The organism is Apibacter mensalis (genome assembly GCF_001418685.1).
Taxonomy (GTDB): Bacteria; Bacteroidota; Bacteroidia; order Flavobacteriales; family Weeksellaceae; genus Apibacter; species Apibacter mensalis.
On sequence record NZ_LIVM01000002.1, the window covers coordinates 74999 to 90517 of the forward strand.

Consider the following 15519-nt stretch of genomic DNA (forward strand, 5'->3'; position numbering starts at 1 on the left):
TTTATGAAATAGGATTAGCTTTAATCTGAAATTATTGAAATAGAGAACTTATTTACCTTTACCTTGAATCATAACAACTAATGTTAAATATATAATTTTTAAATCAAAAAAGAAATTCTCATTTTGAAGATACAATAAATCATATTTTAAACGTTGAGCCATTTCTTCAACATTTTCTGCATAACCAAAATATACTTGCCCAATTGATGTTATGCCGGGTTTTACTTTATGTAATTTTTTATAATTAGGATCTAATTTTGAAATTTTATCAATAAAATATTTTCTTTCGGGACGTGGACCTACTATAGACATTTCTCCTTTTAGTACATTAATAAACTGTGGAAATTCATCTATACGGTATTTTCTCATAATTTTACCAATAGATGTTATTCTCGGGTCTGAATCTGAGGCTAATTTTGGACCACTATATTCTGCATCAGTATACATAGACCTGAATTTCATTATTTTAAATGGTTTACTATGTAAACCCATTCTCTCTTGTTTATATATAATGGGGCCTTTTGAGGTTAATTTGATTATCAAAGCTATTATAGGTAATAGCCAACTTAATATAAATATAATGAAAATCAATGAAAGTGTTATATCAAATATTCTTTTAAAAAGTTTATTAAATAAATTCAATTTTCTTCTATAAAGATAAATAGGTAGAGTTTCAAAATAGTTTAAACTCGAATTTTTATAAAATTCATAGGATAAATCCGGAATAATATAAATCATGTATTTACTGTCTGAAAATTTAATTATGGTGTCCTCTACTTCTTTACTTAATGCCCCATTTAATGAGAAAACCAATATTTGTATGTTATGATTTTTTATGAATAAATTTAATTGGTTGAAATCATATTTATACTGACCTTTTTTCTGAGGAAATTTAACAAATTCTCCAAAGTTTCGTATCTTTTTTCCATGTACAAAATGCTTAATGATATTATTAGTGTTATTATTAGTATCTATAAATACAGCCCTGGAAAATTTTTGTTTTTGATAAAGATCTGCCAGAATATGGATTAAAGTGATAGATATTAAAACCGTAATATTATATAGAAATGTTATATTGTTATTGAATAAATATTTGCTTTTTAATCCTGATATTGCAAATACTATTAGTGCATAAAAAATTACTTGTATAAAAATTTTTCTTATTAATTCAAAATTGTTACTATTTTTTATTTTATATAATCCTGTTTTTTCTGAAATAAAATACCAACTTACAATGAATAGCAATAATGCTTTGTGGTGATTTTCAAATAATAGCAGTAGATTCCATTTATCGCCTTGCGTTTCATATTGGAATTTTAAAAAACGGAAGAACAAATAAATAATAATAAAAATATCAATTAGAAATTGAATCACTGGTATAAAAAATTTATATGGATTCATTACAAGATGTTTATGTTATTACTTTAACACTCTTAAAATTCTTACGGCTTTGTATCTTGAAACTCTTTATATTTTTCTAATACAAATTTTTTTATTTTATTTTTAAATTTTTCTTTAGAAAAATTTAATGCATGATCTCTTATTTTTTTATAGTTAAATTCTATTTTAGAAAATTCTTCTAAAGCAGCCTTTAAACTTTTAACGCTTTGTTTATTAAAAAACACACCCGTTTCTCCAGGTATGATCGTTTCAAGTGCTCCACCTTTTCCTAGGGCTATAACCGGAGTTCCACATGCTTGAGCCTCAACGGGAAATATACCAAAATCTTCATCTGCTGCGAAAATAAATCCTTTGGCTCTTTGTAAATAAAATTTTAAAGTTTCATTGGATACAAACCCTTTAAGTTCAATGTTATCCTTTGCTATACTTGCTATTTTCTTAAAATCTGGTCCATCTCCTATTACTATTAATTTCTTGTCCGGCATAGTGTTGAAAGTTTCTACAATTAGATCCATCTTTTTATAAGGAACCATTCTTGAGGCTGCTAAATAAAATTCGCTTTTTTGATCATAATAGCTAAAAAATTCTGTATCAATGGGCGGATATATAACTTCAGAATCTTTATTATAAATTTTTTTTATCCTTTTTGCTATATTATTTGAATTAGCTATAAAATAATCTACTCTATTGGAAGAAATCACATCCCATATTCTAAATTTGTGAAGAATATATTTTGCATATAAACCTTTCAAACCTTGATTTAGACCTGATTCCAATAAATAATTTTGGTATAAATCCCAAGCATATCTTGCCGGAGAATGGCAATAACATATATGTAATTGATTAGTGTGACTTAACACACCTTTGGCGATAGAAGAGGAAGAACTTATAATTAAATCATATTTACTTACATCCAGCTGCTCAATAGCTTGGGGATATAATTGTAAGAATTTTCTATGATTTTTCTTCGCCGTAGGTATTTTCTGTATAAAACTAGTAGTAACTTTTTTGCCATTTAGTATTTCATCTCTTTTTTTATCATCAAAAGAATCTACTAATGAGAAAAGATCAAAATCGTCCCATATCTCATTTAGGGCTTTTACTACCATCTCTCCACCACCTATAGTACAATACCAATCGTGGACCAATGCTTTGTTCATATTAAATCAATGAATATCTAGTTGCTAGTGATTGCAATTTATAAAAAAATTACAATAATTTCTTAAAAATATTTAAATGTATTTTGGCAGACTCTTTCCAAGTATATTCTCTATATTTTTTGTTCCCTTTAATTATGAGTGAGTTACGCAAATATTTAGATGAATATATCATATTTATTTTTTTTGAAATATCGATAATTGAATTCGGGTCAAAATAGAGAACACTATCTCCGCATATTTCTTTAATAGATGGTATATCTGAAGCTAATACCGGACATTTTACCTTCATAGCTTCTAAAGGAGGTAGCCCAAAACCTTCATATTTAGAGGGAAATATTAAAGCTATTGCTTCAGAGTATAATTTATACAATTCAATATCTGTAATATAACCTGTAAAAACAATAAAATTTTTTAAATTGGGTTGTTCGTTTAATAGTTCTTCTAATCGATTATTACTTCCATTGATAAATCCGTCTCGTTTTCCTACAATTTTAAATAACGGTTTTATCTTATCTTCGGGATGGTTTTTTAAAAAAAGAGCATAAGCTTCAATGGCTCTTTCTAAATTTTTATGTGGTTTTATATTCCCAACATATAATAGATATGGAATGGGTTTCTTGTTTAATTCATTCGGGTAGTTAATTAATTCTAATTTATTATCTGAAACTCCATTATACACAACCTCTATTTTATCTTTGTATTTCTGATCAGTATAATGCAAAATCTCTTTTTTTGAAAAATTTGAAACTGTTATAATTTTATCAGATCTTTTTAAGGCTGAATTAATTACTTTCTTAGCATATATTTTTTGTAATAGAGATAATTCTTTACAATAGGCTAAATGATAAGCATCATGAATAGTTGCAATCCTTTTTTGGGAATTAATAGGTAATAAGGGAATATTAAAATGTGGAGACCAAAATAATTTCGACTCAGGTATAATTTTCCTGTATCCCATTTGTTCTTGTATGGAATAAATAGGTGCATCAAATTTTATAACTTTAGCATCATAGGGTAATAGATCTTTTTTTTTACCTAATAAGACCACATCTTCTTTAAGCTCCTTAATTATATACGGTAATAATTCTGAAATGTACCTCCCTATTCCTGACATAGAAATCATTCTACAATCTATACAAAGTAATTTTCTCATCTTATAAACATTACTAATTTAATTACTTATAAATAAGCTATTTATACTAATTTTCGACGACATTATATTTTTTAGATAACTCTATTGAAATAAGGTTTTTCTTTTCAACCTGTTTATTTAATAGTATGTGATTGTTAAAATTTTATATAAGTATTTTACTCTTTAAACATGTAAGAGGCAATAAACCAATAAAAAGACATAACCGGAATTAATAATATTGCACCGTCTGAAAAACAAAGTATCATATATAGAATTAATCCCCAATAAAGATTACTGGTGTTCTTCTTTAATTTGTATATTATTATTGGAGATGATAAATATAATATAAATAGCAAAAAACCAATAATTCCAAATTTATCGATAATGGTTAGATAAACAATTTCAGCAATACCTTTGAATGATCCCTGTCCAAATAAAGAGGCATTTTTCAAAATATTAAGTTGATATCTTCTACCACCTAAATTACTATCCATGATAAAACTTATATCCTTATTCATAAAACTTAATAAATAAGGGAAACCAACAATTAAAACTAGAGCTACGAATATTATGTAGAATATATTTTTACCTTTTGTAAAATTTTTCAATATAAAAAATAAAAAATAGATGATTATTCCTATCCAGATTGTTCTTGATAACGTCAAAAAAAGTGTAATAAAAAATAATGCACGATAAATATTGTTTTTTTCATGTTTTAGAAATAATGGTGTTAATATGATCATGCATATACCATATAAATTTCCATTATTATATGTTGAGTATAATTTTGATATTCCTGATCTATTATTGTGTTTTTCTTCCATATTATCATCAAAATTAACTGTTAGATAAGGTATCTCTAAATTAGTACCCAAGTATAATCTATAGAAGAATAATAATAAGCCAAAAGTAACCACAATTCGTATTCCCCATAAGAATATTTTAGGAAATATTTTATTAAAAATGTTACTATCTATAATGTTATCATATAGAATTAGAAATACAAAAGGTAAAATTAATAAGCTCAAAAAAAACGATAAAGTATAACCTAAATTGATTTTCTCCATTCTTAATAATACTACAATAAATGAATATATTATAAATGGTAAGGTTAGAATAAATACTTTATATCTATTTTTATTTATATACCTATTTTTACTTAATAAACATATGGGTATTGAAAATATTAATAGCAAATATCCCCAAGTTATAGGAATATCTCCCACCTTAAATCCACCTTTTGGAAATATTATTAAGAAAATTAAAATTAATATTATATATATTTTTTTAAAAAACATTTCTAAAAATATTATGGAATTCTTATCATATTGATTTTTATAAAAATTAATATGTTATAAATATTAATTATAATACTGATATTCTATACTGAAATAAAGATTTTTTGCAGAAATTTCTTTATTTATAAAAATATGTTTAAATAGAGATTTATAATTCATAAATAGCTAGTTTAAATATTAGTTTAATTAATAAATAGTTATTATAAAAAAATTGATAATAATTTCATAGATTTTGAATGATAGTTTCATATTCATCTAACATTTTATCAACATCTAAAAAAGATTCAACGCTTTTTCTAGCTTGTGCTGATAAACTATTAAATAATTTTTTATTTTTATATAATTCTAAAATAGCTTTTCCTAAAGAATTTTCATGATCAGGATCTATTAATATTCCATTTACTTGATCAGTTATAATTTCAGGTATCCCTCCACGCTTAGTTGCAATTACAGGTATACTGTTTGCAGTAGCTTCATAAGCTACTCCAGGTAAATTATCTTCACATATAGAGGGAAGACAAATTATATCTACTTTTTTATAAAATTCTGAAGAATCAACATATCCTAAAAATTCAATTTTATTGTTTGCAAGTTTTTTAAGATATTTTTCATATATCAATTCTCCTTTACCTGCAATTAATAATTTTGCATTAATATTTAACTGATTAAATTGGGTAATCAACCATTCAATACCTTTTGACTTGGTTAAAGATCCTATATAACCAATTTTAAGTACATCTGTCCCATCCCATATTTTTTCTTTGTTTATATATTTAATATTTTGAGCATTATAGATTACTTGTTTTTTAACTGACTTAAAATAATTGTAAGAGGACATTTTATGGATTATAAACTGACTAACCCCTACTAAAACATCAATCTTTTCTGATTTACCTTTATGTATTTTTCTTAGTACTTTACATATGGTGCATTGCTTTTTACAAGTATGATCTTTTCTAAACATCGTACTATTAGCACACAATAAATACATATCATGTAATACTTGAATTATTTTTAAATTATTTTTTTTTATTTCATCCCATATTGAAATTGAAAATCCAGCTAGATTATGGCATATGACAATATCAGGATTCTCCATATCCAAAATTGAATTAATGTACTTTTTCATTTGTATATTATAAGAATCTCTTACATGCCAAAATAATTTAATTAATTTATTATTTGATTTATTATTTCCATAATGCCAATAAAAATTTTTTATACCCGCTCTATATATTACAATATCATTTACATATTCTTTAATTAAATTTTCGTTTTTACCTGTTGTTAATACACATATTTCATATCCTCTTTTTTTTAAACCTTCCACTTGTTGTTGGAAAATTATTTCTGCACCGCCACCAATATATGGATGATATAAAGTATTAATTAATAAAATTTTTTTCATTTTTTTATTATTCCACATAATTTATTAATTAAAACTTGCGAATTTTCATTAAATTTTCTAGCAAATATTTTATTCGAAGTAATCAATTTATTATAATCGCTCATATCCAAAAAAGCAGGTCTGCTGCCTCCCCTATAGGTCCAATCTATATATCTTAAATTATCATTAATAATGTCTTTTAAATAGGGTGAATTGACTAGAATTGTTTGAAAATATATTTCATCCGGAAGAAGGGTATGGTTTAATCTATTTATTAGAAAAGAATTATTTTCACTTTCTTTAATAACATATAGTAAAACTTCTCTTGTTAAACTCCACCACATACTGCCTCCATATAATTGAGGTAAGTGTTCACCATAAGGCCTCGTAATGTTCATTTTTTTTTGAAAATGAACCAATAAGTTCAATAATTTTCCACGTCCGTATTTCCTTGCATTAAAGATATCATTAAAATGATAATAATGTACTCGATCAAGTCCTCCATTTCCATCCCAAACTTTCCTAGGCAATTTTTCAAACGCTAAATAGTTTTTATTTTCTCTAGCTAAATCATAAAAATAATCTAATGGTTTAATTGGAAAATCTTGTTCACTGATCAAATGAAAATATTTATTATTATCATTTTCTAATGCTTTTTTAACTAAAAATAATGCAACTTTCATAAAGAAAACTCCTCCCCAATTCACTACATATTTTCTGTAAATATTTATTGATTTATTTTTGATCGTATAAAGTTTTGATAAATCGGCTTTACTTTTTTTATCTATATGAATATAAAATTTAAAGTTATCATCAAAATAATGTATTATTCTAATTAGGTTATTAATATCTTTATAACCTAATATTAATATCGCTTGTTTCATAGTTAATTTTTAAAATTTAAAATTTTTAAAAATCTTTTTATTAATGATTGAATAGTACTTAAAATAATTTTATTATTATTAATTTTTGCTTTTTTAATTGTATTAAAAAATTTTTTAAATCCATAATTAATTGAAATAACTATGTCATCACCTAATGGTATTTTATATCTATCTTTACCTTTATCGTCTAGGTAATTATTGATTCTAATTTTTGCATTAAATCTTTCATCAAAAAAAGTTTCATTGGTTATAGAAAATGTCAAACTGGTAATGCTATAGGTAACACAATATATCGGAAATTTATCTACAGCAATTTTTTTTGCATTGATACCAGATTCTAAAACAAATAATGCATCATTTCCTACTTTTACTTCTTCAAAAAATAAATTCTTATGTTTTATAAAATTATGTTTAAACATTTTGCTCCAAGGCGTCCAATTCTTAAAAATTAAATTTTCTACAGTTTTATACTTTTCTTTATTAAAATTATTAATTACTTTTACTATATCTTTGTTTCTATTTGCTATTTTTCCTGTTTTATTGTCTATACTTGATGCCGAAAAATATATTACATCGTTATCTGAATTTAGATATTTATCAATAATATCAAGAAATCCTTTATTAAAATAATCATCAGCATCTGCAAATAATAACCATTTTCCTTTCGCACAAGATAATCCAATATTTCTTGCATATCCTGCTCCTTTACCTTCTTTAGTAAAATATACTTCAGTATTTTTTTTATTTAATCCCGGAAAATTAATTGTGTCGATGTAATCACTGTTATCATCAACAATAATTATTTGTATATCATCTCTTTCAGGGATGGAATCTAAACACCTTTGAAGGTATTTTGGAGTATTTTTATGTGGAATTATTATAGTGTAATTGATCATTTCATTTATCATTAAAACTAAATAAGTTACAGAATTTCATTAAATTAATTAACAATTTATCTAAATATAGTATTATCATATAATTGTTTAATAATGGTTTTTTTGAACAAATTATATCTTATTTTATATAAAATATTTTATCTTTACATAATTTATCAACGTCGTATTCAGAAAATTTGGATTGAGCGTATTTTATCAGATCTTGATCCTTTTTTTTATATGCTTGCCCCCAAATATCTAATAGATATTGTAAAATAAAACGTCTTAGCTGATTAGAATGATGAGTTATATTTAATAATCTGTCCATGGAATAAATTCTATCTTTTATGTTTTTAATACTACCCCCAGTCATGGTAGAGTTCTTTCTATATCTTCTATGGTATCCGTTATATTCTATATAATTTATTTGGTTAGTATTGGTAATACACTTCAACCAGAATTCTACATCTTCGCCAAATATACCTTCCGGAAAATAAATTGTATGTTTTTTTATAAATTCTGCTGAATATAATTTTAAACATGGAGAGATACATGGTGCTAAATATTTAATATGATTTCCTTTTTTTATTTCACTGATCAGATCATCATTATTTATTTCAAAATATTTTGAGGAAACAATTTTACCTGATTCGTGCATAAATGAAATTGCATTAAAAACACAAATATGATTGGTGTGTATTGATTTTACCAAAACGTCAATAGTATGTGATTCAATAAAATCGTCTGAATCTAAAAAATAAATATACTCTCCTAAAGAATTATTGATACCGATGTTTCTTGCTTTACCTTGACCACTATTATTAATCGAAAAAAATTTTATCCTACGATCGTTTTTTTTATATATTTTTATAATATCTTTACTTCGATCTGTAGATCCATCATCTACAATTATAATTTCAATATTAGAATAGGTTTGCTTGATTACTGAATTCAAACATTCATCCAGATATTCTTCAACGTTATAAACAGGGATAATTATCGATACGAGCGGATTCATTTATTCAATTTTAAAATATTTAAAAAATAAACAATTATGGTTTTTAATTTATCTCTTAAACTATATTATTGAATCCACGATTTATTAATCTTTGATTTAATTGATGGCATAAATTTTTCATAGGATATTAGTATATAAATATTAATTAATCTTTTTTTAGAATAAAATTTTTAAATAGTTTAAACAAATTTTTTTTGACCAATTTCAATTTTAAGAGCATTTAAGTTTAAAGTAGCATTAAGTTTGTATAAATATTTGTAATTACTCATCATACTTTTTTCTCTTTGTAGATAATAATACACTGTTTGGTATATTGGTATACTTCAGCAATTTTTTATTATAAAATATATCAGGATATATAATTCTTCTTCCTTCATTAAATCTTTCAATAGAAAATTTTAAAGAATTCAATATCTCTTTCGTAAAATTTTTTTATACTAGGACATATTTAACTAAACTAAATTTATTATAAAAATGATCGAAAACTTTTACTACTAAAAAAATATTTATAGTAAAATCATTAAAGTGAATGTTTTTCAATTCATCAAAGTTTGAAAAACATTCTAAATCACAAAATGATAAATCATTACTTAATTCGATCCATATTTTATTTTGTACAATATTTCATAAATATTTATATATAACTATAAAATCATCACTGTCTTTAAAATCTAAAAAATTTTCATTTGCAATATCTAATCCTGCATTTCTAGCTCCTGATAATCCTTTTTTTATAAATTACTTTAATTCTATTATCATGTGAAGCAACCTATCACATATTTTCCCGATACAATATGTTAATCCTCCATTTACAAAAATAATTGATTCCCAAGCCAACATACATTTGATTTATTAAAAGATATATACATTTTGAAAGATATTTTTCAAAATTGTAAATTGGAACAATAATTAAAAAAATGCTTATATCTCATTCGTTAAAATTTCTGAGAAAATTTATTAATAATTAATACATAAAGATCAGACGCATAAAACCCAAAATCAAAATTTTTACTATGGATAATCAATTCATAAATTAAAAATTATTTTAATAAGTTTCAATTTATTCAATATTTAAACAAAAAATAAATGCTAATAAGTTAAATGGTATAAAATACAAGAACATAATAAGGCAGTCATAATATAATTTTTAATAATGAATTAATTTTTTACTTTACATATAAAATTATTGATAAATTACATATTATAATTAGTTGCACAAATCTAATACAAATAAATTAAATTCATAATTATATATTTTTATTTATTAAGAAATTTTTTAAAAAAATAAGTTTATCCATAATTAATTTTATTATTTTCTTTCTAATTTTCCTATCAAATAATACAAAAAAACTCAATAAAGGGATTATTAGTATCGATAATAAACAGGTTGAAATTAATCTTATCCATCCTTCCGGAAAACAATTGTGAATGTAAATTAGAATTATAGAAGATAGTACAACCATAATCAAAGATAAGATAGCATTTTTTAAAGATATAATACTATATGAAAGCTGGGGCAATAGGTAATGCAACACTAAAGTTACTGCAATGTAAAGAATCATCATTAAAACGATATTCAATATATACGGAATTATAGGTGAAAATCCCATTTTAAAAAAAAAGTAAGAAAAGGGAATTACTGATAAATAAATTGTTCCGGTAATAAAACTAAAACTTTTTATTTTTCCTGAAGCATGAATAGCAAAAACCATAGGGGAACATAATGTGTATATTAAACTCGGTATTAAATTTAATTGAGTAAAAACTAAAGCATATTCAGGAACCTTTTTCAACCATAGATGTAGAATAAAATTACATTCTAATATAAAGGGAAGTTCTAATAGATACATTAGAATAAAAGCAAATTTTGATGAATTATTCATTAAACTTCTCATTTTTTCTATTTCACCAGACGCAAAATATTTCATAACCTGCGGTCGTGTCGCCAACAAAAAGTTACTTGAAAAACTATTCACGGCACCCTGAACTTGATTAGCTATTCCATATGCAGCATTAACTAATACCCCAAAAAATAAATTTAGAAGCATATTTACGCCTTGTGTTTTTGCAATTACACTCATATTACCATATAAATCCCAAGTAGAAAAATTCAACATGGGCAAAATAACTTCCTTATTCCATTTCAAATTAAATTTAAATGGACTTATAATCTTTATACAACATATTCTATAGATAATCGTAATGATAGCAGATACGCATAATATTAAAAAAGCATATAATATTAATTTATCATAATTTAAAATATTTAATAATAAAATAATACCGAGTTTTAGTGAACTATTAAAAATTTCTATATAAGCATAAATATTCATTTTTTCATGCGCTATAATAATCGCATTATACGGCACTTGTATAATACTAAATATAGCACTTATAATTGAAAATTGATATACCCATTGTGCTGCATATAATTTAGTTGGACTAATAACTAATTTAGTATTCATCCACCATAAACCAAAAGTTTCTCCTAAAATAAGTATGATTCCTGCAATTATAAAATGTACGGTTAAAGAAGCTGAAAAAGTTTTTAATAAGCTCTTTCTATTACCTTTTCCAAGTTCAAATGTTAAGAACCTGGATGTCGCTCCACTCATTGAAGCATTTAAAAAGCCAAACATTACAATCACTCCTGCAACAATATTATATATCCCATAATTCTCTATTCCTAATGTCTCTAATACTAAACGAGAAGTATATAGATTCACTCCCATAGTGAATATCATTCGAATATATAGGAAAAGCGTATTTTTTATTATACGTTTATTATTGTTCATAATTTAGTAATTAGTAGTTGGTTTTGTCTGGATTTAAAAAAGTATTAATCTTAAATTTGAATCATATATATACATATTTCATCTTTAAAAATTTTATGATTTTAATATATAATTGTTTATAAATCTTTTAAACCAAGGCTTTTTTGTTTCACCATATCCATATGTATAAGTATATCCATACCCACCTTTGGAATCTACATTATTGATCAAAATAGCTGTTTTATGAAGATTTAATTTTCCTTCTCTTTGCAATTGTACTAAAACATCTAACATATTCCTTTGCAAATAATTAACGCGTATTAGATATAAAACCATATCAGCATAATTATTTATTAATAAGGTATCAGTCACTACTCCCACTGGAGCTGTATCTACAATAACATAATCATAATTATTACGACCAAAGTCAATTATATCCGCAAATTTTCCATTCATTAATAATTCTGAAGGATTAGGAGGTATCTTTCCGGAAGTAAGTATATCTATTTTTAAGGAAGATAAGGAATTTTTGTTATAAGAATAAAAAATTGATGTTATTTTACTGGATAAATCTGTAATATTACCAGATAAATATTCTGAAATACCTTCTAATTTATCTGTTATACCTAAATTTTCTCTAACTTTAGGTTTTCGAATATCGCCTTCAATCAACAAAACTTTCTTATTAGCTAGAGCTAATGTAAATGCTAAATTTACTGAAGTATAGGTTTTTCCTTCTCCGCTAATAGTAGAGGTAACATATATGCATTTAGTTGGATATTCAAATTCAGGAAGTAAAAAATTTACATTTGTACGTAATATTCTAAATGCTTCAGCAGAAGATGAATTTGTACTTTGGATATCTACTATATTAGTTTCTGCTTTGGGTATATAACCTATAAATGGAATATTTGGAACCACTTTTTCAATTTCTTTTTTAGATTTTACTTTATTATCAAAAAAGAAATTTATATACAAAATACCCACAGGAATTATAAAACCAATTATGGAAGATATAAATAAAATAATATATGATTTAGGATAAACCGGATTATTAGAATAAAAGGACTTATCAACCACTTTGATAACATTAGGTGTTGATGCTGTAGTTATTTCCATTTCTTCTCGTTTTTGAAGTAACAATAGATATAAAGCCTCAACAGTTTGTTGCTTTCTAAAAATATCTTTAAATCCTCTTTCTTTAGCAGGCAACTCTGAAATATTATTTGAAACTTGATCCATTTGCTTTTGCAAATTTCCAATAGCTATGCTTGTTGAATTTCTATAATTTCTTAAACTCCTTCTTAAATTATTATTATAATCGCGAATTTGTATATCTAAATTTTTTACTATAGGATTCTCCTTTGTTGAACTTTTTAACAATTTATCCCTTTCTAATACTAATTTATTAAATTCATGGGTGGTAGAAATTAGAGATGCGTCCGTAAGCCCTATATTTGAAGGTAATAAAGAATTGTTGTTAGAAGTAATAAATTTTTCCATATAATCAATTAGACTTAATTGTATAGAAAACTGTTTTAATTGCTCTTCTATTCTTGAAGATTCTTGAACTTCCTTACTACCTTCAGTCTCAACACTAATAATCCTTTTACCCGATTTATATTTTTCCATATTATGATCTGTATCACTCAGATCTTTCGATATCAATGACAATCTTTCATTTATAAATGATATAGTATTTTGCCCTATTTTATTTCTATCATCAATTATATCATCTTGAAGTTGTAAAACTAGTAGATCTATTAATTTATTAGCGTTTTCAGGTAAAATGCTTTGCATTCCAACGCTAATTGTATTGCCATTTTTGGTTATATTTTCAATTTCAAGTGCGCTAATACACTCTAAAGTAACATCAATAATTGGTCTGATAGTTATAAAGACTCTATCTCCGGGTTTTGATATGGGTTTACGTAAAAAAATGATATCGCCAAAAGGAAATTTAACAGGTTTTCCAAAATTTCCATGAAATTCATTCTTAGTATCAATATCTTTACATATAAATTTATCGTTATTAAAAATAACTACTTCAAGATTTGTTGATTTATCAATTAAATACTTCGATTTTTCATCAACAAATTTTATATAAACACTTGCATCCTTCTCATATACTTGTTTGGATAATAATCCATTTTTTTCTGCATATTGTATATTAAGATTTAATTTTTCAATTACCTTAGATAACAATCGACGTGATTTTAACATTTCAATCCAATCTTCTAATTTACTTCTCGATAAATCGGAAAAATCAGATATTTCAGGTAAGCCGGAAAAGATTAAATTTTCATTATTCCCTGAATTGATAAGAATTTTTGATTCAGATAAATACTTTTTTGGAGTAATTTTTAAATATAAATAACCTATTCCTGTAGTTAATATCATAGATAAAATTATCCATTTCCAATATTTTAAATAACGATAGGCTAATTCTTTTATATCTAAATCATTATCATTTTCAAAATATAAATTTTTATGATTTTTTTTCATAATATTAAATATTTAACGGGTAATAATTGAAATAACAGATAAAATTATTCCTGCTAAAGATATAAATATAGAATTTGTAGCACTATAGGCTGAGGAATTCGTTTTCGCACCGTTAGGATGTACATATATTATATCATTCTGCGATAAATAATATACAGGGGATTTAAATATATCATTAGTAGTTAAATCAACATGGGTAAAAGTTTTATCCCCATCTTTATCTCGAATTACCATAATATCTTTTCTTTTCCCATATATGGTTAAATCACCGGCTAAACCTAACGCTTCTAAAATCGTAATTTTTTCATTGGATAACGTATAAGTTCCAGGTTTAGCTACTTCTCCTAAAACAGTAATTCTAAAATTGGAAATATGAATATTTACAGAAGGGTCTTTAATATAAACTCTTAATTTATCTTTCATAAAATCCATAGCTTGAGATCGAGTTAATCCACCTAATTTTAATTTTCCAAGTACCGGAAAATCTATTTCTCCATTTTCATCAATTAAATATGTTTTCAACCTTGGATTGGTAGAAGTAATACTTTCTGATCCTGAAGAGCTTACATTATATGGACTTTGTTGATTAAATGGAAGTGTCGATTCCATATCCAAAGCAGAAATAGTTATAATAAGCAAATCATCAGGTTTTAATGTGGGAGTATATTTATAAACTTCGTTTAAAACTGTTTCATTTCCTTGAAAGTAATAAAGATTTTTTTTTGAAGCACAAGACAGTAGACTAAAAATAAAAAATAAAATTATTAAAGGAACGATAAAAGAACTAGTTTTTTTCATTATTTTATTAGTTTTACAATTTAAAACTTATTAAAAAATAATTTATTATTTAATAGTTTAAAAGAAATTATTTATATATATTATGATTTTATTCTTTCTCAATTTTAAATACCAATTACAATCATATTATTTACCTCAAAATACAATACTTAAATAATTTTTATTTATGGATAATATTAATAAACAATTTAACCTAAATTTTATGTGCCAAAAATAATCTATTTTATTAATAATTTCAAAATATAAATCTAATTAAATGATACATTATACTTTTTGGTTTAATTATA

The 15519-nt window shown here is 24.3% G+C and carries 11 protein-coding genes; all 11 read right to left on the reverse strand.

The genetic code is table 11. The annotated features are described in order from the left end of the window. Window positions 1-48: 48 nt before the first annotated feature. Entirely contained in the window at window positions 49-1401 is a 1353-nt protein-coding gene (locus ASC36_RS10410; protein WP_073961181.1) for an exopolysaccharide biosynthesis polyprenyl glycosylphosphotransferase, read from the reverse strand. A 41-nt stretch (window positions 1402-1442) separates the two neighbouring features. Beyond that, window positions 1443-2561, reverse strand: coding sequence for a glycosyltransferase (locus tag ASC36_RS01680; protein ID WP_055424754.1), 1119 nt, complete (start codon window positions 2559-2561; stop codon window positions 1443-1445). A gap of 49 nt (window positions 2562-2610) precedes the next feature. Next, window positions 2611-3714: a glycosyltransferase family 4 protein gene (locus tag ASC36_RS01685; RefSeq protein WP_073961182.1), complete on the reverse strand. Its 1104-nt coding sequence runs from the start codon at window positions 3712-3714 to the stop codon at window positions 2611-2613. 155 nt (window positions 3715-3869) lie between these two features. Beyond that, a complete protein-coding gene (locus tag ASC36_RS10930; protein WP_221400554.1) occupies window positions 3870-4568 on the reverse strand; it encodes an O-antigen ligase family protein in 699 nt (232 codons plus the stop codon). 646 nt (window positions 4569-5214) lie between these two features. Beyond that, a complete protein-coding gene (locus ASC36_RS01695; protein ID WP_055424911.1) occupies window positions 5215-6399 on the reverse strand; it encodes a glycosyltransferase family 4 protein in 1185 nt (394 codons plus the stop codon). After that, complete coding sequence (locus tag ASC36_RS01700) at window positions 6396-7262, reverse strand: beta-1,6-N-acetylglucosaminyltransferase (protein WP_055424757.1); 867 nt, start codon at window positions 7260-7262, stop codon at window positions 6396-6398. The genes ASC36_RS01695 and ASC36_RS01700 overlap by 4 nt, the downstream gene beginning before the upstream one ends. Before the next feature lie 2 nt (window positions 7263-7264). Continuing rightward, a complete protein-coding gene (locus ASC36_RS01705; protein WP_167336863.1) occupies window positions 7265-8158 on the reverse strand; it encodes a glycosyltransferase family A protein in 894 nt (297 codons plus the stop codon). A gap of 118 nt (window positions 8159-8276) precedes the next feature. After that, window positions 8277-9155 (reverse strand): glycosyltransferase family 2 protein, encoded by an 879-nt coding sequence (locus ASC36_RS01710; protein WP_055424759.1) that lies wholly within the window; start codon window positions 9153-9155, stop codon window positions 8277-8279. A 1247-nt stretch (window positions 9156-10402) separates the two neighbouring features. After that, window positions 10403-11950 carry an MATE family efflux transporter gene (locus ASC36_RS01720; protein WP_073961183.1) on the reverse strand — a complete coding sequence of 516 codons (1548 nt, stop codon included), beginning with the start codon at window positions 11948-11950 and terminating at the stop codon, window positions 10403-10405. 93 nt (window positions 11951-12043) lie between these two features. Next, window positions 12044-14434: a GumC family protein gene (locus ASC36_RS01725; RefSeq protein WP_055424762.1), complete on the reverse strand. Its 2391-nt coding sequence runs from the start codon at window positions 14432-14434 to the stop codon at window positions 12044-12046. Between the two features lie 12 nt (window positions 14435-14446). Continuing rightward, window positions 14447-15232 carry a polysaccharide biosynthesis/export family protein gene (locus tag ASC36_RS01730; protein WP_055424763.1) on the reverse strand — a complete coding sequence of 262 codons (786 nt, stop codon included), beginning with the start codon at window positions 15230-15232 and terminating at the stop codon, window positions 14447-14449. Window positions 15233-15519: the final 287 nt, after the last annotated feature.